The following is a 22,319-nucleotide window of genomic DNA, read 5'->3' on the forward strand; positions in this document are numbered from 1 at the left end:
CATGGTCAAGCTTCGGAACCGAGCAACCGCAATCCGCGCAGTTGATTGACTTGCACACGTGTTCGCACCATGCCATTTCATGATTCCTTGACGCGCACCGTCAAGCACCGCAGCAGCCCCGATAGGTTCTGCATCAGGGCACAGACCGTGGGCTTGGTACAGCGCGCGTCACAAGCTCGTTAAACGCCGGGTCCGCCCCGCTACGACCGAATGCCTTCTCACTACAGCGTCGGTGCCCGAACCGCGTTCGCGTCTGATTGCCATAAGTACGGCAACTAGCGCTAGCGCGAACGATAAAAAAAACCGTTCGGTTTAAAATGATTGCAAATCATCTTACGGTGTGACTGGCATGAGCAGACCCAAAAAATTCAGTCGCGAAGGCGTCTTGCAAAAGATCCTCCCGCTCTTTTGGAAGTACGGCTTCGCCGGAACATCGCTCCAGCAGCTGGAACGGACATCGGGCGTCAACAAGTCCGGGCTCTATGCGGAGTTCGGGGACAAGGAAGACTTGTTCCTGCATACCCTCGTCTACTACTACGAACATCGCGGGGCGCTGCAGGTCCTTACCGCGGAGCCGAAAAGTTACGGCAACATCGAGCGCTTCCTGCGGCTGGGCGACCCGCAAGACGATGGCTGCGTAGGTTGTTTCTCCGTCAATTCGATCCGTGAATTCCCGTCGCTGTCCGACCGCGTGCGCGAAGTCGTCGGCGCGTATCACCATCGGCTGATCCCGCAGATCATCGACAATATCGAGGCCGAGCCTCATCAACTGCCTGCCGCGACCATCGCCACGATCGTCACGGTGTTCTTTGCCGGCTATTGCATCGAACGCAATTTGCCCGCCCTGGCCGAAGGCGACGCCGTCGGCGCCTTCATGCAAGCGCTACGACTCCTCTGACGCTCGTCCGCGGTCGGCTCTCTTCGCGATAGACCAATCGTTTTGAACCGATTGGTTTTTTTAATTGGCTCCGCCTCGTCCGCTTGATCATACTGAACCGATCGGTTCAATAAAGCACCGATCAACAGCGGAGAGCAGCCATGAGCTTGAAGATTCACCCGATCAACTTCGGCAACATGTCGCTCGATTCGAGCGGCCTCGTCCTGTTTCGCGAACCCGGCAAGCAGGTGACGATACCGGTGCTCGGGTTTCTGATCACGGGTGGCCCGCATCCGGTGCTCGTCGATACGGGTTCGCGCAGCGTCGAGCAGTACGCTGAATTCGGTCTGCCATACGAAGTCACGCCAGAGATGACGATCGAGTATCACCTCGCTCAACACGGCCTGAAGATGAGCGATATCCGTCACATCGTCCATACGCACGCGCATATCGATCACGTCGGCATGACCGACCGATTTCCCATGACGACAACCGTCGGTATCTCGCGTCGCGAGCTGGAATTTGCGGCATCCGGGATCATGGGCCCGCTGATGTACACCGCAGCCGATACGAAGCATCTGATCGACCGCCTGCATACGCGCGGCGCAATCCGGCTGTTCGACGTGGACGGCACGTTCGAGGAAGAGGTCATCCCGGGTGTCGCGGTCCGCCTTTCCGGTGGCCATACGCCGGGTTCGCTGTCGGTGCTCGTCGAAACCGACGAAGGCATCGCCAACATCAGCGGCGACATCGCATACAACCTGAAGGATCAGTTGATCGACCCGATTCTCGACCAGGCTGCGCACGAGCCCACCATCACTGCGAACCGCGCGATGTCGACACTCGACGAGAAGCGCGCGATCAAGCGCGCGCTTGCGACGAGCCGCTTCTTGCTGCCAAGCCACGACGTGCCTGCGCTGGTGAGCGGCGGGAAGGTGGTCGGCCTGATGGAAAACGCCATCTCGAACCCGCAGGCCGATGTCACGAAGGCGTCGAATTACACGCCATTGACGCAGGGCTGAACCCATATGCCCGGCCTTCTGCGTCGAACGCTCGGACTGTTGATTGTCGTCGCGGGCGCATTCCACGCCGCGGCCGCGCTGGTTCTGCACACGATCGGCAGTTAGTCGGTTGATCGGTGCGTGCCCGTCCGTCTCGTTGCCGCGTTGCGTGCTTCTCAAGCCTCGAAAGGACTCTCTCATGGCTACACCCTTTTCCGCGCGGACGGCGCGCGCGCTCCACATCCTCAGCCTCGCGTACTTCGTACAGGCGACGGGCGCGCTCTCCGTCGTCGGCAGCCTCGACTCGATATCGCGTCAATGGGGACTCGCGGATTCTCAAAGTGTTTATCTCGTTACCGTGTTCGGTGTGACGTTCGCTTTCGCCGCTCCGCTGCTGCAAGTCGGTTTTGGACATCTGCGACGCCGTCGCCAGGTACTGCTCGGCTTGGCGCTGTTCAGTACGGCTGCCCTCCTGCTGGCGGCCGCGCCGAATTATCCCGTGCTGCTGCTGTCGCGGGTGCTGATGGGACTCGGCGCAGGTTTCATCGGCCCGGTGCTCGGCGCATTGGGGTCGAGCCTCGTCGATCGCGACCAGCAGGGCAGCGCGATTGCCAGCGTGCTGCTCGGCTTGAGCGTCGCCGGCCTGGTGGGCATGCCGCTGTCCGCATGGATCGCCCACGCATGGGGCGCACGGTCGCTCTTCGTCGCCGTCGGACTTGCCGGCGCCGTGACCGCCGCGCTCATCGTTTGGGCAGTACCCGACACGAGCAGGGGCGAGAACATCGAATTCGCAACGATGGTCTCTCTTCTGACGCGCACCGATACGCTCAGTGCATTTCTGGTCGTGTTCTTCATCGCGGCCGGCGTCTATTCGACGTACGCTTTTATCGCACCCATCATTCGCGACGTATTCCATGCAGGGGCCGACATGGTGTCGACTTCGCTCGTGGTGCTGGGCGTGGCCGGCGTCGCAGGCAACCTGTTCGTGACGCGCGCAGCGCGGCGCTATAGCGCGGAAGCGATGCTGCTCGCCGGCCTCGCCCTGCTTGCGGCGGACCTGGTATTTCTCTGGTTCACGCCCCCCAGCCTCCACCTGCTTTTTGTCGCACTGACGGCATGGGCGTTCGCAACCGACCTGCTGTGGCCATCACAGCAACGGCGCATCGTCGAACTCGTACCGCAATGGCGCGGCATTGCGTTGGCCTTGACCGCGTCCTTCGTGTTTTGCGGCATCGGCGTCGGCTCCGCCGTCGCGGGGTGGGTCTATCCCGCGTTCGGTTTGACAGGGTCGATCGGCAGTTCACTGGCGTTTCTTGCGCTGGCGACCGGCAGCCTGCTCGTGTCCCGTGCGTCGGTCAACGCGAAGGGCTGCGCGACCGTATGTCGGGAATCGCTTCAATCATGAGGCGACCGAAACAAGGCACGGTCCGCGGATATTCCAGCATGCCGGGTGGTCGAGCATTCGACTTACCCGGCAGGCGTCTCGACTGATTGCCGGCGATAGGCAAGCGCTTTTTCCGTTCTTCGCAGAAACTGTTTCTCGATATTTCGGGCTACACCTCGATTGATCGGCGCAAGACAATTCAGCTGCCCTCTCCCATTCGCTCGAACCCTTGAGGCCGGAACATCATGTTGAATGCCTTGTCGACCCTCCTCGTCAGCCAGCTCATTGGCGAGACGCTCGCGCACCTGACGGGCGCGGCCGTTCCAGGTCCGTTGATCGGCATGCTCCTGCTGCTCGCATTTCTCGTCTGGAAGGGCGGCCCGTCAGCGGAGCTGGAAGGATTCAGCAAAAGTCTGCTGTCGTGGCTGGCAATGCTGTTCGTGCCCGCGGCCACCGGACTGATGACAGGACTGCATCAGCTGACCACGGACTGGTGGCGCATTGCCATCTCCATCTTCGTTTCGACGTTGCTCGGACTGGCGACGACGGGATGGATCATGGAGAAGCTCGGCAAAACGCTTCGAGTCGAATCGGAAGCAAGCCATGACATCTAATCTCTCTTCCGCATGGGCCGTGCTGGAGCACCAGCCGCTTTGGGGACTGCTCGCGACGCTTCTCGCCTATCGTGCCGGACTCCTCGTGAATCGGCTCGCGCAGGGGAACGTGCTGGCTCATCCGGTTCTCATCGCCGTGCTGATACTTGTCGTACTTCTGTCGGTCATGCACGTGTCATACGCCGACTATTTCGCGGGGGCGCAGTACGTTCACTTTCTGCTCGGGCCCGCGACCGTAGCGCTCGCCATCCCCATGTTCCGCAGCTTGCGCCACATCCGCAGAACCGCTCAGGCGCTTGTCCCTGCGCTCGTAGTCGGTTCAATCGTATCCGCAGGTAGTGCCGCGTTCATCAGCAAGGCGCTGGGCGCCGCGCCTGTCGTGACGACGTCGTTGATTGCACATTCCGCGACGACGCCTATTGCCATGAGCATCTCTCGGCACATAGGGGGCGACTCGTCGTTGACCGCGACCTTCACGCTCTTTACCGGCATAGTCGCAGTTCTGCAGATCGGCGCAGCCATGAAGGCGATGCGAATAATGGATATCCGGGCTCATGGGCTTGCGGCCGGAACGGCAGGCCACGGGCTCGCGACGGCGCGCATGCTGGCCATCAGCGAAACAGCTGGCGCATTCGGCGGCCTGGCCATTGGAATGAACGGTGTCCTGACCGCGCTCGTCGCGCCCGTCCTCGCGCTGCTCGTTCGATGATCAACGTCGCGCACGCCACATCAGGCCTCTATCGAACGAACGAAAAGCAACGGCGGCCGGAATTCGATCCGGCCACCGGCTTGTTCCAGAATGATTCCGGTTCGTTTAGATCAGTTTCTCGAGCAGCACGACATCGAGCGTCGCCTTGCCCGCAAGCTCGCGCGCCAGCTTCTGGAATGCCGGAGCTTCGCCGTGGACCTTGAGCGCACGTTCGTCGCGCCATCGCTCGATCATCGTAAAGCGATGAGAAGCGTCGCGGTCTCGATGCAGATCATACTGCTCGCACCCATCCTCGGTCCGGACAGCCGGCACGGCGGCCAACAGCGCCTCTTCCACCGCCTTGGCGTGTTGCGGATCCGCGGTAATCGTGGCAACGACAAACTGCTTTGACATTTTCATCCTCCATCGTAAAGGGATCTTTCGAGCATCTGCTTTCCTTTGACGCGCCAGTACGACGACATGATCGAACGAATCGGTTCGTCGGCATAGCACTCCGCCGCTCATTCAGCCTTCGAACTGCTTCGCGAGCGTCAATGCACGCAGCGCCCGACGGGCGCTGCGTGGCGTTTCGGAAGGAAACACCAGGTGCTGATCGTCAGTCAAGCTGACGCCCGACGCGTTCAGTCGACTGCTGGAAAGTCCAGCGTAGTGTCGTTCACGCGATTCACCAGGTTGGTGAACGTGATCGATGTCATGACCAGGATGATCTCGATGACCTGGCGCTCGGTATACCCTGCCTCCAGCACCGCCTCCAGCACGCCAGCGGGCGCGGTATCGCGCGTCGTCGCGATCGCTCGCACGAACGCGAGCAGCGCATCACGCCGCGCCTCCCCCGACGCGCGACCGGCGCGGATATTCTTCATCACTTCCGGCGTGAGACCCGACATCCTGCCGAGCATCGTATGAGCGGCAAGGCAATAGTCGCAACCGGACAGCGCGCTTACCGCGAGGCGCACCGTTTCAATATCGGCCTGATCCAGAGAACTTGCCGCGATCGCTGCATCGACGTTCAACATGGCCGCAAGACCGGCCGGGCTATGCGTGCCGATGGTCGCGTAGGCGTTCGGGACCTTCCCAAGTGCGGCCTTGATCTGACCGAACACAGCTGCGGTTTCGCCGGTAGCTTCCGACGGCTTCAGAGTAGTCAAGCGTGTCATATATCTCTCAACAGGTTGGATAATGAAGTGCCGACCGGAAACGGCCGACAGGATAGCGAGGTTACGAGTCAGAGCCCGCGCCCCCTGGCTTTACTGCCAAATAACCACGGAAAAATGCCGAATGAGTCGTATTGCGCAACGCGCACAACAATTATCTACATCGCGAAGCCGCGACCCGGTTTAATTTCAGCAGTTACCATCATAAAAATTTTCCAATTGAATTGGAATTCGATTCACCGGAAAACAGACTTTACTCGTCAACATCGGGGAGATCAATTTCGCATGCAGGGCATTCGCTTTCAGGCGCAGCGTTAACATTTTCCGCGCATGGCACCATGCACCATTTAAAATCGGACCTCGGCCGCCGCGAACACCGCGCGGTGCGCGAACGCATCGGTACGCGCACGTCAACTTCCGACGACGGCAATCAACCGCCCGGTTCGCCCGGCACCAGATTGTTGGCGACTGACGTCACGCCTGCGACGCGCGCGGCACTGTCGCCGGCAAGCTGGACTTGTTCGCTGTCGGGCACGTAGCCGGTCAGGGTCACGGCTCCCCGACGCGCGAGCACCATCACGTTGATTGCATTCAATCCTTTCGTTTTCGACAGCGCCCATACGATTTTCCGCGACAGCGCGCGATCGGCAGCGCGTTGCGCCTTCTTTTCACTCTTCGTCACTTCTTTCTGGCTGACGACCTGCTCCGACGGCGGAGCAGTATTCTGCTCCGCCGCATGGGCCGAAATACCAAAGGCCAAATAACTGACATACAGCATCGATGCGATAGTTTTCTTCATCACACTCTCCTTAACCCACGTGAAGGCAAAGTTATCAAGGGATAAAACCCGAGTGAATGGTAAGAAAACATTTGGTCGACCTCAATGGCCTCTCCCTGAAAACAGCGTTCAAGGCGCGATCTTCGCCTTCCCGCACCGGTGCCCGCAAGCGACCTATACCTGCGCATAGGTGCATTAATTATTTTCGACTAGCTCGAATACACGGCGAGGCGATTTTCCGGGCAGCGCCGAAACGCCAAACTGGTTGCATGTGTTGCCGATGACCCGAAAGGCGCCGGAACCACGTTCGAACGTGCGAGATCTGCCAGCCGGAACGCTCGGTTGCTCTGGACCAGCGCGACTGGACGTTGACGAAACTTCGGGACCGGATACCGTCCCGCATTGGAGCCGAGAAGCTGATGAATACTACGTTGCGCGCCGTTCCGCATTCACCTCCGCACGTCCCCGCCCGCGCGGCGAACAAGGCCGTGTCACTCCATCGCGTCGCCAACGTAGTCGCGCATCGCGGCGATCATCGGCGAAATCCGTTCGCGGAGGTGCGCATGAAGGTATCTGACCGCCGGCGAGAACTGGCGACGATGCGGACACACGAGGCTCAGCGGAGCCGCCTCGCCTCGCTGATCGGGCAGCAATACCTTCAGGCGCCCCGCTCTGACGTCGTCATGAACGTCGAGCCACGACTTGTAGGCAATGCCCCGGCCCTCGACGGCCCAGCGCCTCGCAATTTCGGCATCGTCGCACAGCAGCACACCCTTCACCGTGACCTGCCGCCTCACGCCGCTTGCCGGGAACAACCAGCGATCGTAGACACGCCCGCCGAGCACGTACGGCAAACAGTCGTGCAAAACCAGCTCGTCGAGCGACGCAGGCGAGCCATGTCGTTTCACGTATTCCGGAGAGGCGACGAGCACTCTTCGGTTGCTTTCGGCGAGCGCAAGCGCGACGTAGCTCGCCGCCTCCGGCGCGCCATAGCGGATAGCCACGTCCACCGGATCGCGAAATACGTCGGTCACGTAGTCGGACAACGACAGCTTCAGCACCAGCTTCGGATGCGCATCGCGGAACACGCCGAGCCACGAAAGCAATGCGTTGCGTCCGATATCCGACGGTGCGGCGATTCGCAACGTACCTTGCAACGCGTGCTTTCCTCCGTGCAGCCGCTCGCGCCCCTCGTGAACCATGGAGAGCACTTCCTCCGCATAGGGGAGGTACTGCTCCCCTTCCGCGGTGAGTTTCAGACTTCGGGTGGAGCGCGCAAAAAGACGGGTATCCAGCTCGCGCTCGAGCCTTTGAATCGCGGCGCTCACCTGTCCCGGCAGCAGATCGGCTTCCCTCGCCGCATTCGAGAAGCTGCCGAGCGCCGCGGCTCGCACGAATAGTTGAAGGTCCTCGAGCCGCACCATTTTCATTCCTGGAGTGAAAGTCCTCCCTAATGTAACTCGTTTTTCCCGCAGTTGAGGTCGAGCAGTATTTCACTCACACGCCGGCGCCCGGTCTGCAGCGAGCAGCCCAGCGCTACTCAAACACCATTCGGAGTTCATCCATGAAAGCGGTTGTCTATACACAACATGGCCTGCCCGCGGACCATCCCGAGTCCCTTTTCGATGCCGAGGTGCCCAAGCCTGAAGCCGCGCCGCGCGACTTGCTGGTGAAGGTCGACGCGATCGCCGTCAATCCCGTCGACACGAAGGTTCGCATGGGGTCGCCCACCGAGCAGCCGCGGATCCTCGGATGGGACGCCGTCGGAACCGTCGAGGCAATCGGAAGCAACGTTTCCATGTTCGCTCCGGGAGACAAGGTTTTCTTCGCAGGCTCGATCGCTCGGCCCGGCGCGTATGCGCAATATGTTCTGGTCGACGAGCGTATTGCGGGCCGCAAGCCTGCGACGCTCTCCGACGCTCAAGCGGCAGCGTTGCCGCTTACGTCGCTGACGGCGTGGGAACTGCTCTTTGATCGCCTCGGGATTGCCGAGGGCACCGGTGCCGGCGATGCATTGCTGATCGTCGGTGCGGCCGGCGGCGTCGGCTCCATGCTGACGCAACTGGCACGTCGACTGACGGGGCTGCGTGTAATCGGAACGGCCTCTCGCCCCGAAACGCGCGCATGGGCGCAAGCGCTCGGTGCACATGACGTCATCGACCATACCCAGCCGCTACTCGAAGGCCTGCGCCGCATCGGTGCTCCGCAAGTGCGCTACGTAGCCAGCCTCACTCAGACGGACGTCCATTACGCGCAGCTCGTCGAGGCACTGGCGCCGCAAGGCCGACTTGCCGTCATCGACGACCCCGACACGCTGGACGCAATGCCGCTCAAACGAAAGTCGATTTCGCTTCATTGGGAACTCATGTTCACACGATCGCTGTTCGAAACCGCCGACATGGTCAGACAGCACGAAATCCTCGAGCGCGTCTCCACCCTGATCGACGACGGTACGTTGCGCACGACCATGGCCGATCACTTCGGAACCGTCAATGCCGAAAATCTCCGGCGCGCCCATGCCCTCATCGAGAGCGGTCGCGCGCGAGGAAAGATCGTGCTGGAAGGCTTTTGACGCACGCCGACGAAGCCCTGTATCGCCATTCCAAAAATGCTGGACAAGACCGGAGAACAAACATGCACTTCCCGCATCAGCACATCACGCGATTCACGTCCATCCGCCGCACGGCAACCGCATTGGCGGCCGGCCTGAGCTTCACGCTGTTTGCGAGCCCGTTGCTTGCGCAACCATCTGCGCCAGCAACGTCGCCTGCGGTTCAGGCGGCCGACCGCACCATCGGCGCGATGGACACGGTGGCCACCTTTTCCGGCCCGATGCCCACCGGCGTCACGGTTACCGAGAACGGCCGGATTTTCGTCAATTTCCCGCGCTGGGGAGACGCCGTGCCGTTCACTGTCGGCGAGTTGCGTGACGGTCGCGTCATCGCATATCCAAACGCCGAGATCAACCGTGCCGATGCGGCGCACCCGTCCACGCACTTCCTGAGCGTCCAAAGCGTCGTTGCCGACGGTCACGGTCGGCTCTGGATCCTGGACACCGCCGCGCCCAATTTTTCGGAGCCGGTCGCCGGCGGCGCCAAGCTCGTCGCCGTCGATCTGGAGACGAACCGTGTGGTCAAGACGATCGTATTCCCCGCGAACGTGATGCGCGCCCAGACCTATGTGAACGACATGCGCTTCGATTTTCGCATCGGAAAGGCCGGGGTCGCTTACGTGACCGACTCCTCGCTGTCGGGCATCGGCGGCCTGATCGTGATCGACCTCGACAGCGGAAAGGCGATACGCCGCCTGACCGGCGACGTGTCGACATCGGCCGACCCGCGTTTCGTCCCGGTCGTCGAAGGCCAGTCTTTGAAAGTCCGCGACCCGAACGGGACCACCAAGCCCTTTTCCGTGGCGTCCGACGGCATCGCGCTCTCCGCGGACGGCCAGACCCTCTACTACTGCCCGCTGTCGAGCCGCCATCTCTACTCGATTCCGACCGCGATGCTGCGCGATCCGTCGATCAGCGACGCGCAACTGGCGGCCGCGGTGAAGGATCTCGGGGAGAAAGGGGCGTCCGACGGTCTTGCCAGCGACGCGAACGGCAATGTCTATGCCGGCGATTACGAGCACAACTCGATTCGCAAGCTCGAACCGGGCGGCGAGTGGCAGACGATCCTGCACGATCCGCGCGTGCTGTGGCCCGACACGCTCTCGGTCGGCCCGGACGGTTACCTCTACTTCACCGCGAACCAGCTTCACCGCCAACCGGTATTCCACGGCGGCAAGGACGAGCGCCAGAAGCCGTACGCATTGTTCCGCGTACGTATCGGCGCAGGTCCCGCACCCACCCGTTAATCCCTTTCGCCATCGCCGACAACCGGAGTCCCGCACATGAATCTTGCCGACGCCATTCATGCCCGCCATACCGTCAAAGCCTTCGAGGGCGGCAAGTCGCTTCCCGCCACGCAGGTCGAAACATTGCTGTCGCTGCTTCACCAGTCGCCGTCCTCGGTGAATTCTCAACCGTGGCACTTCGTGGTGGCCGCGACACCGGAAGGCCGCGCGCGCATCGCGGCCGCCACGACGGGCGCCTACGCGTACAACGAGGCCAAGGTCGTCAATGCATCGCACGTCATCGCGATGTGCATGCGGACCGACATGGACGAAGAACACCTTCAGGCCATTCTGGAGCGCGAATCGGTGGATGGTCGATTCAAGACCGCCGAAATGCGCGCCGCGCAGAACAAGAGCCGCCGCTCGTACGTCGACATGCACAAATACGAGCTGCGCGATACGCCGCAATGGATGGAAAAGCAGGTCTATCTGGCGCTGGGCGGCCTGCTGGTCGGCGCGGCGGTCCTCGGCGTCGATGCAACGCCGATGGAAGGGTTCGACAGCCGCGCGCTCGATGCGAGCCTGGGCCTGCGCGAACAGGGCCTGACGAGCGTCGTCATCGTGTCCCTGGGTTTTCGCAGCGGCGACGACTTCAACGCGGATCTGCCCAAATCGCGGCTGCCGCGCGAACGGATATTCACATTCATCTGATCACCCCAAGCAGGCTTGCCGCCCGCGCGGCAAGCGTTCCGAGCTACCGTTTCGCGCACGCTCGGCTGCACGACTTCGAGGAGCGTCATCATGTCCGAGTTGATTCGGATGGACACGCACGGCCGCACCGCGACCGTGCCCTCGTCCAGATATGGCGGTGCGCTGTTATTGGGCGCGGCGATTTTGTTGTGGGGTGCGAACTGGCCGGCGATGAAGCTCGGCCTGGCGCACGTCACACCGCTGTGGCTGTCGGCAGCAAGGTTCGCATCCGGGGCGCTGTGCCTGTTCGTCGTGCAAGCTGCGACCGGGACGCTGCGCTTGCCGAAGCGCGCCGACCTGCCGTTTCTCGCCAGCGTCGGCTTGCTTCAGATGTTGGCGTTCACCGCGATGAGCGCCGTCGCGCTGCACCACGTGAGCGCCGGCCGTTCCGCCGTGCTCGCCTATACGACGCCGATCTGGGTGACGCCCGTGTCGGTGCTGGCATTTCGCGAGCACCTGTCCGTGCGTAAAGCATTCGGCACGGCACTTGGCGTGGCCGGGGTCCTGTTGCTTTTCAATCCGCTCGATGTCGACTGGCACGATCGTCAGGCCGTTGTCGCGCACGTCATGCTGCTCGGCGCGTCGCTGTGCTGGGCAGTCTGCATTCTTCATCTCCGGCATTTCCGCAGCGCGTCGAGCGCCTACGTGCTCGCGCCCTGGCAAATGCTCGTTGCCGCCGTACCGCTCGCCGTGCTTGCCAGAGTGCTCGAGGGACCCTACACGGGCGACGGCAGCCTCAGCCTGACATCGGCGCTGGTCTACATCGGTCCGATTGCAACGGCATTTTGCTTTTGCGCGGTGAATGCCGCCAACACGCGCATGTCGAGCACGAGCATGGCGACGGCGATGTTAGGCGTTCCCGTCGTCGGCCTCATGACGTCGGTCCTCTTTCTTCACGAGCATCTCACGATGGGACTTGCGGCAAGCGTCGTTCTCATCGTGGCCGGCATCGCGCTCTCTATCGCATCACGCTGACCTTGATTGTCTGAACCAGGAGAATGCCATGGTCGATCTCGACCCGACTCAACCCAGACTCACGCTCGTTACCATCGACCTGTCGTTCCATCGCGCGGCCTCCGGCGTCGTGCGGCGGATATTGAACGAGCATGGCGTAACGGTCGACGAAATATTCGCACCGCACGAAGAAGCCTTCCGGATTCTGCGGGAAGGGCAAGCCGACATGCTGAGCAGCGCGTGGCTCCCGAGCAGTCATAGTCTCTACCTCGCTCCGTTCGAGCAGGACGTGCACAAAATCACCGTCCTTTATCGGCCATATGCACTGTGGGGCGTACCCGACTATGTGCCCGAAAGCGCGGTGAGCTCCATCTCCGATCTGAAACGGCCGGATGTGGCGTCGCGGATGGTGAAGCGGATTCAGGGCATCAATCCCGGCGCGGGCATCAGCAGATTTTCCCGCGAAATCGTCGCGCAGTACGGCCTGGCGGACGCAGGGTATCACTTCGAGAACGGCACGCTCGACGATTGTGTACGCGCCTTCGAGGAGGCCGTCGAAGCACGTCGGTGGGTCGTTGTCCCGCTTTGGACTCCGCAGTATCTGCACGAGCAATACACCATTCGCGAACTCAAGGACCCGAAGGGTCTGCTCGGCGGCACGGACGACGCCACATTGATCGTCAGGAACGCGTCGCTTGACGCGATCCCGTTGGCCGCATTGTCCGAACTGCGCAATCTCAGCCTCGGCAATCGGGAAACGAGCCGTCTGGACCATGTCCTCTCACGCACCGGTTCACCTCGAACGAACTGAGGCGCCACGAGCGAGCACCGTCGGCGACGAGCGCCTGGATGACACGTATCGACCAGAACCGTCGCGAATGCCAACGGCCGTAATGCAGTTCGCGAGAACGAATATTCGGAGTAGGTGAAATGACTTTATGGGCGGAGCGCGTTGATCGACACGTCGCCTCGCCAATAAACTGCATCGCACTACATCGCAATCGCCGAGAAATGGAAGACTGAAACGAGCCGGCTGAGATTACGCAACCGGCTCGGCGTTTCCCGGCATATGTCATTCACTTCGTAACCATTGACGGAACAACATCATGACGCAAGCACACAAAGGCACCGCACTGATCACGGGCGCATCGTCGGGTATCGGTGCGGTCTATGCCGAACGACTCGCACGCCGGGGATTCGATCTCGTCCTCGTTGCACGCAACAAGGACCGGCTCGACGCATTTGCGAAACGCCTTACCGACGACACGCAGCGCAGTGTCGAAGTGATCGCTGCGGATCTCGGCGATTCGCGCGCGCTGGCCGCCATCGAAGCGAAGCTGCGCACGGATGCGAGCATCACGCTGCTCGTGAACAATGCCGGTGTCGGCACGCACAAACCGCTGCTTGAAAGCGACGTCGACGCAATGACGCGCATGATCGATCTCAATGTCACGGCGCTGACGCGCCTCACCTATGCAGCAGCACCGGGCTTCGTCGCTCGCGGCCACGGCGCAATCATCAACATCTCGTCCATCGTTGCGATCGGGCCCGAGCTGCTGAACGGCGTGTATGGCGGAAGCAAGGCATTCACGCTCGCTTTCAGCCAATCGCTTCATCACGAACTGGCAGACAAAGGCGTGCAGGTCCAGGCCGTTCTCCCGGGCGCTACGGCGACGGAATTCTGGGAGATCGGCGGGCTCCCGCTGGACAACCTCCCGAAGGAGATCGTCATGTCGGCTTCCGATATGGTCGACGCGGCGCTGACCGGCTTCGACCGTCAGGAACTCGTCACGATTCCATCCCTGCACGCAGCAGAAGAATGGGCCGCATACGACGCCGCCCGCCGCGTCATGATTCCCCATCTCTCGAGCAATACCCCCGCGGCGCGTTACGCCGTCGCGCAGTAAGCGCAGCAAACCACTTTTCGCAACCGCTCCAGTCGTCCATTCAAAGGAACTTCGATCATGAAACTCACCGGAAATACTGTCTTCATCACCGGCGGCACGTCGGGTATCGGCCGCGCTTTCGCAGAAAGCCTTCACAAGCGTGGCAACAAAGTCATCGTCGCGGGGCGTCGCAAGGCGTTGCTGGACGAGATCGCTCAGGCCAATCCGGGTATCGACACCGTAGAGCTGGACGTGGGCGACCCCGCGCAGATCGAGCGTGTCGCGCGACAGCTGATCGCGGATTATCCGACGCTGAACGTCGTGATCAACAACGCGGGCATCATGCCGTTCGATGACGCTGGCGGTGCGCTGGACGACGCGCAAGCCGTTCGGCTCGTGAACACGAACCTGCTCGGTCCCGTGCGTGTCAGCGCGGCGCTCGTCGAACATCTGAAGGCGCAACCCGAATCGTTCATCATCAACAACAGCTCCGTTCTGGCGTTCGTTCCGCTTGCTGCCACGGCGCTCTACTCCGCGACGAAGGCGGCCATTCACTCGTACACGATGTCGCAACGCTTTGCGTTGCGCAACACGAGTGTCCGTGTGCTGGAAATCGCCCCGCCGTGGGTCGACACGGATCTGATCCACAAGAGCGGTGATCCGCGAGCAATGCCGCTGGACGCCTTCATCGCCGAGACGATCCAGCGTCTCGAAACCGCGACGACGGAAGTCGTGGTCGAGATGGCGCAGCCGCTGCGTAACAACGTCGGCCCCGACGAGTATGCGTTCGTCGATCAGTTCAATCAGGCGCTCGTCGAGAACCCCATTCCGGTAGCCTGAGGCGCCGTAGAGAACGAAACCGGAGGGCGGCGCTGCGGCATCGCCTTCCCACCCTGCAATTCAATCAGTCACTGACCAACCAACGACTTGAGGTTTACGAAAATGTCCGACAAGCGTCTGACGACCGCCGCTGGCGCCCCCGTATCCGACAACCAGAACTCGATGACCGCCGGCGTTCGTGGCCCGGTCGTACTGCAGGACATGTGGCTCGTTGAAAAGCTGGCCCATTTCGACCGCGAGGTGATTCCCGAGCGTCGCGTACACGCAAAGGGATCGGGTGCCTTTGGAACGCTGAAAGTCACGCACGACATTTCGCGCTACACGAAGGCCCGGGTCTTTGACCAGGTTGGCAAGGAAACGCCGATTTTCATGCGTTTTTCGACGGTCGCGGGCGAGCGCGGCGCCGCCGACGCGGAGCGCGACGTGCGCGGCTTCTCGATCAAGTTCTACACGGAGGAAGGAAACTGGGACATCGTCGGCAACAACACGCCCGTGTTCTTCGTGCGAGACCCGCTCAAGTTTCCGGATTTCATCCACACGCAAAAGCGCGATCCGCGTACGAACATGCGCAATAACGTCGCCGTATGGGATTTCTGGGCACGCCATCCCGAGTCGCTTCATCAGGTCACGATCCTGATGAGCGATCGCGGCATCCCGAAGAACTATCGGCAAATGCACGGCTTCGGCTCGCACACGTTCTCGTTCGTCAATGCCGACAACGAACGCTTCTACGTGAAGTTCCATTTCAAGTCCGCGCAGGGCATCGAGAACTATACGGATGCGGAGGCCGCTCGGGTGGTCGGTCAGGACCGGGAGTCCGCACAGCGCGATCTTTACGAGGCGATCGAACACGGTAACTTCCCCAAATGGCATTTCCGCATCCAGGTAATGCCGGAAGCGGACGCATCGAAGGTGCCGTACAACCCGTTCGACATCACCAAAGTCTGGCCGCACAAGGATTACCCGCTGATCGACGTGGGAACGATCGAGCTGAACCGGAACTCGGAAAACTATTTCGCCGACGTCGAGCAGGCTGCGTTCACACCGGCTAACGTCGTACCCGGAATCGGGTTTTCGCCGGACCGCTTGCTTCAAGGGCGCCTGTTTTCGTACGGCGACGCGCAGCGCTACCGCCTCGGCATCAATCATCACCAGATTCCCGTCAACGCGCCGCGCTGCCCATTTCACTCGTTCCATCGCGATGGCGCGATGCGCGTCGACGGCAACCTCGGCGGCACCGTGAACTACGAACCCAGCCGTCAAGGCGATTTCGCCGCGGATCCGGCAGCGGCCGAACCGCCGGTGCAGGCGGGCACGGTCGACCGTTACGACCATCGTGACGATGACGACTATTACAGCCAGCCGCGCGCACTGTTCCGCCTGTTCAGCGCCGACCAGAAGGAGCGACTGTTCGGCAACATCGGGCGGGCGATCAACGGCGTGCCGCAGGACGTGATCGACAGAGTGCTCGCGCATTTCGAGCGCATCGATCCGGCGTATGCGGCTGGTGTCCGCACCGCCATCTGGACCGACTAGGACCGCCGGGCGCGCGTCGTGCGGACGTCGCGCGTCGACCTTGCGAATTCGTCTCTCGAATCATCTAAGGAGTAACGTTATGGAAAGCGCGAAGAAGTACGAATATCTGTTCCTCGGCGGCGGCAAGGGCGGAAAATCCCTGGCGATGGATCTCGCCCGAAGCGGCAAGCGCGTCGCGATCATCGAACGCGGCATGATCGGCGGTTCGTGCATCAACGTCGCGTGCATCCCGAGCAAAACGTTGATTCAGAATGCCCGCAACATGCATGCGTGGCGAGCGGCGTCCGGCGATGCGCACCACCTTGCAGACATGGCGGGCGTGCACGCGAACGTACGTGCAGTCGTCGATGGCATGGTCGATATCAACCGTCGCGCTTTCGAACAGTCGGGCCTCGATCTCGTGATCGGTTCGGGCCGGTTTGTCGCGCCGCGACGTATCCTCGTTCGGGCCGGCGACGGCTCCGAACAGCTGTTCGAAGGCGAGAACGTCTATATCAACACCGGCACCGTGGCAGCGGTTCCCGACGTACCCGGCCTGCGTGACTCGAGCCCGCTCACGCACGTGGAAGCGCTGAACCTCGACGTGCTGCCGAAAAGGCTCATCGTGATCGGCGGCGGCTACATCGGCCTGGAGATGGCCCAGGCGTTTCGGCGCCTCGGCAGCGAGGTCGCACTCATTCACGACGCACCGCGGGTCGCCATTCGCGAGGACGAGGACGTCAGCGTCGAAATCCAGCGCGCGTTCGAGGACGACGGCATCTCGCTGCATCTGTCTGCCCGGATTACCGGCGTAAGCGGGCGCTCGGGTACGGGCGTCACCGTCAAGCTCGACGACGGCACATCGATCGACGGCAGCCATCTGCTCGTCGCTGCGGGTCGGCGGCCGGTCACCGACGACATCGGCCTGGACCTGGCAGGCGTAGACCGCGACGAGCGCGGCTTCATCAAGGTCGACGACGCGCTCGCGACCACCGCGGAACGAACGTGGGCGATCGGCGAGGTCGCCGGCACGCCGATGTTCACGCACGCATCGTTCGACGACTATCGCGTACTGAAGGCCGGGATTGACGGGCGCGCTGGCAGCACCGCGGCGCGCATCATTCCGTACGCATTGTTCACCGATCCGGAACTGGGGCGCATCGGCCTGAACGAGACGGACGCCAAAGCGCGCAATACGCCCGTCATCGTCGCAAAATTGCCGATGGCGGCCGTGCCCAGAGCTCGCACCAACGGAACGACGCGAGGCTTCATGAAGGCGCTAGTGGCGCCCGAAACCGGACAAATTCTCGGCTTCACGATGGTCGGCGCGGGAGCAGGCGAAGTGACGTCGGCCGTGCAAATGGCGATGATCGGCAAGCTGCCGTATCAGTCCGTGCGCGACGCCATCATCGCCCACCCGCTTCTCGCCGAAGGGCTCAATCTGCTTTTCGCCACCATCAAATAACCGAGTGCCTTTGCAGTCAGGCGGGCCGCCCCCACCGAACGCGGGAGCCGGCCCGAAGCTCGTGCCGCCACGACGCACTTTGCGTCGCGGCGGCGCTCGCACTTCTTTTTCAGTTGTCGCCGTCGAGATAAAAATGCTTGCTGCATGCCTCCCGCGTTCGACACTATCCGGTAAAATCTCAGGACGAGTTCGAGTCGCGCAACGCCAGCCCGTCGTGTGCCGCACGGGCAGTTCCGCGATCGCGGGCCCTGATAAAAAACATGCCTTCGTCAACACCGGCGCCGCGTTCCGGGCGCCTCGCGTGAACCGTGGGCAAAGTCGCCGTTCTTCCACCTCATCCAGCATTGCCTGCGCTTCGTTACCGACGCGAACGAAGTGCACGCACGGCCGTGCGGCGTGGAGCGGAAACATGAATTGCTGCTGGCATCCGATATCGACGATCACAGGCGTTGATGTCGATAAATTTGCGCGGCCTTGCTCGCCGCGCAACGGGGGAGTCTCTTGGATCTGAACGCGACGCGCGCATCCGGTCATTCGGTCGATAGCAACGACTCGAACGACGAAGCGCGGGAAAATCGTATTTCGCGGCATCTCGCGCTGCGAATCCTGCCCATTTTCATGTTTGCGTATGTTGCCGCATACGTCGACCGCATCAACGTCAGCTTCGCGAAACTCCAGATGGGGGTCGACCTGGGTTTCACTGATGCGATATTCGGATTCGGCGCGGGTACTTTCGCGCTTGGCTACGTCGTATTCGAGGTCCCGAGCAACATGATCCTGCAGCGGGTAGGCGCCAAGCGCTGGCTCACGCGAATCATCCTGTCGTGGGCGATCGTTTCGGCATTGACCACCTTCATCGCGACGCCCAAGCAGTTCTATGTCATGCGCTATCTGCTTGGAGTTGCGGAGGCAGGGCTCGTGCCCGGCATCGTTTATTACATCTCCCAGTCGTTCCCGCGATACCATCGCGCGCGGGTGCTGTCCACCTTCTACGCGGCGCTGCCGTTGTCCGGTCTGATCGGATCGCCGCTGAGCGGCTTCATCATGGAGTACTTCGACGGAATCGGCGGGCTTTCCGGCTGGAAATGGATGTTGATGGTCGAGGCGCTGCCGGCGTTCGTCGCAGCGCTTCTCTGCTGGAAGTATCTCGAGGACGATGTCACCCAAAGCCGCCATGAGACGGAGGCCGATCGAGCCTATCTTGTCCAAACGCTTGCCGAAGATCGTGCTCTCGCCGCGTCGGCGAACAACAACGCGATGTTCGGCAGCTGGATCTTTTGGGTATTCGGGCTGATCTATTTCCTCGACGTCGTCGGCATTTACGGCTACACGCTATGGGCGCCCACGATGATCAAGTCGCTCGGCGTGGGCAGGGATCTCTTCATCGGATTGATCGCGGCGCTGCCCAACGCGGTCGCAATGATCGTGATGATCACGGCCGGACAAAGCGCGGATCGCCGCCGAGAGCGGCGCCTGCACACCGCCGCACTGTTCTTGCTGGCGGCGTTAGGCCTGACACTCGCCCTCATCTGGCACGGCAATCTGTGGCTTACCGTGATAGCGCTGTGCATCGCCAATGCGGGGTTGCTTTCGCTGCCGCCCGTGTTTTGGGGAATGCCCACGGCGGTTCTCGGCCCCAGCAACGCCGCCAGCGGTATCGCGTGGATCAGCGCGATCGGCAATATCGGGGGCTTTTTCGGGCCCTATGTGGTAGGCGTTCTCAAACAGTCGTCCGGGAGCTTTGCGCTTCCCGTCTCCTGCCTGATTGCGTGCCTGTTGCTGGGCTTGTGCCTGACTCTGGCGTTGCCGAAACACATCGTCAACAGATAGTCCCGGGCCGTGATTGATGGCGCGAACCGTCGCAGCGGCTGTGCCGGTGCCGCGGTTCCGGTTCGCTTCGGATCCGCAGGGCGAGGCCGACGCCGAATCGCGCCGGCAAGCGTGTTCGGTTGCGCTGACGCGGCGACGCCCGCGCGCGTCGCGATCGGCGCCGCTACTCGGCGTTGGGATCCAGCCCCAGCGATTGCGCGCCCAGCACGAATTCGGGCAGCGTTCGCGCGCCCATCTTCCGCATTGCGTGGCCCCGATGGATCTTCACGGTGATTTCGCTCAACCCGAGCTCCGCGGCAATCTGCTTGTTCAGGAGGCCGCTCACGACATATTTCATCACTTCGCGCTCGCGCGGCGTCAGAGTCTGGTAGCGGCGACGCACATCGGCGACACGGCTCTCTGACTTTCGCCTCTTCTCGTCCTTCAGCAATGCATTCTGGACGACGTCGAGCATGTCCTGGTCGCGAAAGGGCTTGGACAGGAAATCCAGCGCCCCGTTCTTCATCGCCTTCACCGACATCTCGACATCGCCGTGAGCCGTAATGAAGATGATCGGCAGCTGCACGTCGCCCGCGACGATCTGCTCCTGCAATGCGAGTCCGCTTTGTCCTTTGAGCCGGACGTCGAGAATCAGACAGCTCGGCACATCGGGCTTGTCGAAATCGAGAAACTCCTGTGCGGAGCCAAAGAGTTCGACACCCAGGCCAACCGAGCGAAACAGCCGGCCGAGCGCTTTGCGCATGGAATCGTCATCGTCGACAACGTACACGAGTGAGTTTGTTGCGATGAGATCGGGACCGTGGCTCATGACTGTGTGATTCCTTCAAGCGGTAGAACGAACTGCATCAATGCCCCCTGGTTTTCTTGCGACTCGCCCCAGATGCGGCCGCCATGCCCCTCGACGATGGAACGGCAAATCGAGAGGCCCATGCCCATGCCCTCCTTCTTGGTGGTGAAGAATGGCGTAAACAACGAATTGGCGTCCTCGCTGCGGATGCCCGGGCCGGAATCCTGAACGCGCACCCACACGTTTGTGCCGTCGATCAGTGCGGTCGACACGGACAGGATTCGCTTGCGGTCCGCAACACCGCTCATCGCCTGAACAGCATTCATCAGGAGGTTGATGATGACCTGTTGCAACTGGACACGATCCCCGCGGACCCAAAGCGAAGACTCGCAGGTCTGTGCGACCTCGACACCGTGGCTCTGAAGCTCACGGCGCATGAGATCGATCGATTGCTCGACGATGGACGTCACGTCGACGAGCGCGTCGTCCCTGTCTCGTCTCTTGGCCATCGCGCGAATCTGGCGGATGATTTCGGTCGCCCGTCTCGCGTCGTCGGTCATCTGTTCGATGGATTCCCGCACCTCGACGAGATCCGGCACGTCATGGTCCAGCCACCGCAACCCCGCCTCGCCCGACGTGACGATCGCGGCCAGCGGCTGCGTGACTTCGTGCGCAATCGAAGCCGCCAGCTCGCCCAGCATCGTTACCCGCGTGACATGCGCCAGTTCCGCGCGCGAGCGCTCGAGCGCCTGCTCGGCCTGCCGGCGCTCCTCGATGTCCGTATTGACGCCGTACCAGCGCAGGATCCGGCCGTCTGCGCCGCGCAACGGCGCCGCGCCGATGATCATGCAACGATACTCGCCGCTGCCGAGCTGGACGCGCGCGGTCACCTCGAACGGACTTCCGGACGAAATCGCCTGATGCCACGCTGCGCGCAACGTCTCGATGTCGTCGGCATGGACGATATCGTGCCAGACGTCCGCGCCGTCACTGGTGCGCACACCGTAATCCATCCAGCGCCGGTTCAGGTACAGCAGGCGCCCGTCGTCGTCCGTGCTCCATACCATCGCAGGGATCGCATCGACAGTGGCCACGAGTTCTTCCTTCTGGCGGCGCAGCTCGGCTTCCAGCGATTTCGCCTGGGTGATGTCGCTATCGGTGGACAGGATCGCGATCGGCTGGCCCGACTTGTCTCGCGAGACGATCCATCGGCTGGAGATCACGACGCGCTCGCCGTTCCTGCGAGTGCGCATGAGCTCTCCCTGCCAGTTGCCGTCGACTACCGTCTTCTCGATCAGGTCAGCGATCGGCAGCGCCGAACCGGTGCGCGTCAACTCATGGAACGCTTTGCCGAACGCTTCTTTCGCACCCCATCCGTACATGCGTTCCGCGCCCTTGCTCCAGAAGCGGATACGCCCGTCGAGCCCGTACACGACGATCGCGTCGTGGGTCAGATTGAGCAAGTCAATCTGATCCTGCAGCGTCGCCCGGCTGCTCTGATTGCGCAACGCCAATGCCGACACAGTAACGATGGCGATGACGCTGACGATACAGCGCACGAGGGAACTGACCGCTATCTGATCGCTCTGCGCCAGCAGGAAACCGAGCAGCGTAAGGGATACGCATGCCCAGGCCACGCCGACGGTGACCGTCTGAGACGCGACCGATGCGACAAGCAGAACCACGACGACATAGAGAACCGCGACCGCGACGTCGATCGGCGCAAACGCGTCGACAAGGAATACTGCGAGCCCCAACGCGACCGCAACCGCGTACACCGCGCGCTGACTGTTCCGGAGTTGCGTTTCGACATTGGGCCCGAGCGCCGACGCGCGCGCCACGGCGAGTTCGGCCGGCGCAACGATCGGGTCCGCGGATGCGCCGCGGCCATCGCCCGCGTGGCGGTCGTTATTCATAGAGTCACTCGGTAAAGACGGA

General features: G+C 62.0%; 21 protein-coding genes. 15 read left to right on the top strand and 6 right to left on the bottom strand.

The features are described 5' to 3' along the window. The first annotated feature begins 349 nt into the window (after nucleotides 1–349). From G3N64_RS16865 to G3N64_RS16885, 5 genes are all read left to right on the top strand, one after another. Nucleotides 350–898: a TetR/AcrR family transcriptional regulator gene (locus G3N64_RS16865; RefSeq protein ID WP_205784942.1), complete on the top strand. Its 549-nt coding sequence runs from the start codon at nucleotides 350–352 to the stop codon at nucleotides 896–898. A 140-nt stretch (nucleotides 899–1,038) separates the two neighbouring features. Continuing rightward, nucleotides 1,039–1,899, top strand: a complete 861-nt coding sequence (locus G3N64_RS16870) for an N-acyl homoserine lactonase family protein (protein ID WP_205784943.1) — start codon at nucleotides 1,039–1,041, stop codon at nucleotides 1,897–1,899. A 148-nt stretch (nucleotides 1,900–2,047) separates the two neighbouring features. Continuing rightward, nucleotides 2,048–3,283, top strand: coding sequence for an MFS transporter (locus tag G3N64_RS16875; RefSeq protein WP_346778820.1), 1,236 nt, complete (start codon nucleotides 2,048–2,050; stop codon nucleotides 3,281–3,283). A gap of 224 nt (nucleotides 3,284–3,507) precedes the next feature. Further along, the gene (locus G3N64_RS16880) at nucleotides 3,508–3,876 is read left to right on the top strand and encodes a CidA/LrgA family protein (protein ID WP_205784944.1); all 369 of its coding nucleotides are present in this window, start codon (nucleotides 3,508–3,510) and stop codon (nucleotides 3,874–3,876) included. Next, nucleotides 3,866–4,585 (top strand): LrgB family protein, encoded by a 720-nt coding sequence (locus tag G3N64_RS16885; RefSeq protein ID WP_205784945.1) that lies wholly within the window; start codon nucleotides 3,866–3,868, stop codon nucleotides 4,583–4,585. The genes G3N64_RS16880 and G3N64_RS16885 overlap by 11 nt, the downstream gene beginning before the upstream one ends. Before the next feature lie 105 nt (nucleotides 4,586–4,690). Here the strand turns inward: G3N64_RS16885 and G3N64_RS16890 are convergent, their stop codons facing one another. The 4 genes from G3N64_RS16890 to G3N64_RS16905 form a co-directional block, all read right to left on the bottom strand. Continuing rightward, on the bottom strand, nucleotides 4,691–4,978 hold the full coding sequence (locus G3N64_RS16890; protein ID WP_205784946.1) for a putative quinol monooxygenase: 288 nt from the start codon (nucleotides 4,976–4,978) through the stop codon (nucleotides 4,691–4,693). A 227-nt stretch (nucleotides 4,979–5,205) separates the two neighbouring features. After that, complete coding sequence (locus G3N64_RS16895) at nucleotides 5,206–5,742, bottom strand: carboxymuconolactone decarboxylase family protein (RefSeq protein ID WP_205784947.1); 537 nt, start codon at nucleotides 5,740–5,742, stop codon at nucleotides 5,206–5,208. Between the two features lie 427 nt (nucleotides 5,743–6,169). Then, the gene (locus tag G3N64_RS16900) at nucleotides 6,170–6,538 is read right to left on the bottom strand and encodes a BON domain-containing protein (RefSeq protein ID WP_205784948.1); all 369 of its coding nucleotides are present in this window, start codon (nucleotides 6,536–6,538) and stop codon (nucleotides 6,170–6,172) included. A gap of 470 nt (nucleotides 6,539–7,008) precedes the next feature. Next, nucleotides 7,009–7,941 carry a LysR family transcriptional regulator gene (locus tag G3N64_RS16905; protein ID WP_205784949.1) on the bottom strand — a complete coding sequence of 311 codons (933 nt, stop codon included), beginning with the start codon at nucleotides 7,939–7,941 and terminating at the stop codon, nucleotides 7,009–7,011. A 140-nt stretch (nucleotides 7,942–8,081) separates the two neighbouring features. On the opposite strand from G3N64_RS16905, the gene G3N64_RS16910 reads away from it, so the two are divergent. The 10 genes from G3N64_RS16910 to G3N64_RS16955 all read left to right on the top strand — a co-directional run bounded on the left by G3N64_RS16910 (nucleotide 8,082) and on the right by G3N64_RS16955 (nucleotide 19,594). Beyond that, nucleotides 8,082–9,089 carry a zinc-binding alcohol dehydrogenase family protein gene (locus G3N64_RS16910; protein WP_205784950.1) on the top strand — a complete coding sequence of 336 codons (1,008 nt, stop codon included), beginning with the start codon at nucleotides 8,082–8,084 and terminating at the stop codon, nucleotides 9,087–9,089. A gap of 62 nt (nucleotides 9,090–9,151) precedes the next feature. Then, on the top strand, nucleotides 9,152–10,375 hold the full coding sequence (locus G3N64_RS16915) for an L-dopachrome tautomerase-related protein (protein WP_205784968.1): 1,224 nt from the start codon (nucleotides 9,152–9,154) through the stop codon (nucleotides 10,373–10,375). 36 nt (nucleotides 10,376–10,411) lie between these two features. Then, entirely contained in the window at nucleotides 10,412–11,065 is a 654-nt protein-coding gene (gene nfsB, locus G3N64_RS16920; protein WP_205784951.1) for an oxygen-insensitive NAD(P)H nitroreductase, read from the top strand. Nucleotides 11,066–11,155: 90 nt separating this feature from the next. Then, nucleotides 11,156–12,079: a DMT family transporter gene (locus G3N64_RS16925; RefSeq protein WP_205784952.1), complete on the top strand. Its 924-nt coding sequence runs from the start codon at nucleotides 11,156–11,158 to the stop codon at nucleotides 12,077–12,079. Between the two features lie 28 nt (nucleotides 12,080–12,107). Beyond that, nucleotides 12,108–12,869: a glycine betaine ABC transporter substrate-binding protein gene (locus G3N64_RS16930; protein ID WP_205784953.1), complete on the top strand. Its 762-nt coding sequence runs from the start codon at nucleotides 12,108–12,110 to the stop codon at nucleotides 12,867–12,869. 295 nt (nucleotides 12,870–13,164) lie between these two features. Further along, nucleotides 13,165–13,965: an SDR family oxidoreductase gene (locus tag G3N64_RS16935; RefSeq protein WP_205784954.1), complete on the top strand. Its 801-nt coding sequence runs from the start codon at nucleotides 13,165–13,167 to the stop codon at nucleotides 13,963–13,965. A 57-nt stretch (nucleotides 13,966–14,022) separates the two neighbouring features. Next, nucleotides 14,023–14,784: an SDR family NAD(P)-dependent oxidoreductase gene (locus G3N64_RS16940; protein ID WP_205784955.1), complete on the top strand. Its 762-nt coding sequence runs from the start codon at nucleotides 14,023–14,025 to the stop codon at nucleotides 14,782–14,784. Nucleotides 14,785–14,886: 102 nt separating this feature from the next. Next, complete coding sequence (locus G3N64_RS16945; RefSeq protein ID WP_205784956.1) at nucleotides 14,887–16,320, top strand: catalase; 1,434 nt, start codon at nucleotides 14,887–14,889, stop codon at nucleotides 16,318–16,320. Between the two features lie 79 nt (nucleotides 16,321–16,399). Further along, the gene (locus G3N64_RS16950; protein ID WP_205784957.1) at nucleotides 16,400–17,764 is read left to right on the top strand and encodes an FAD-dependent oxidoreductase; all 1,365 of its coding nucleotides are present in this window, start codon (nucleotides 16,400–16,402) and stop codon (nucleotides 17,762–17,764) included. A gap of 501 nt (nucleotides 17,765–18,265) precedes the next feature. Then, a complete protein-coding gene (locus G3N64_RS16955) occupies nucleotides 18,266–19,594 on the top strand; it encodes an MFS transporter (RefSeq protein ID WP_205784958.1) in 1,329 nt (442 codons plus the stop codon). Between the two features lie 163 nt (nucleotides 19,595–19,757). On the opposite strand, the gene G3N64_RS16960 is transcribed toward G3N64_RS16955, so the two are convergent. Then, nucleotides 19,758–20,402, bottom strand: a complete 645-nt coding sequence (locus G3N64_RS16960) for a response regulator transcription factor (RefSeq protein WP_205784959.1) — start codon at nucleotides 20,400–20,402, stop codon at nucleotides 19,758–19,760. Then, on the bottom strand, nucleotides 20,399–22,297 hold the full coding sequence (locus G3N64_RS16965; protein WP_205784960.1) for a PAS domain-containing sensor histidine kinase: 1,899 nt from the start codon (nucleotides 22,295–22,297) through the stop codon (nucleotides 20,399–20,401). The genes G3N64_RS16960 and G3N64_RS16965 overlap by 4 nt, the downstream gene beginning before the upstream one ends. Nucleotides 22,298–22,319 lie beyond the last annotated feature (22 nt).

Origin of the sequence: Burkholderia sp. Ac-20344, from assembly GCF_017104975.1 — a bacterium.
Classification (GTDB): Bacteria; Pseudomonadota; Gammaproteobacteria; order Burkholderiales; family Burkholderiaceae; genus Burkholderia.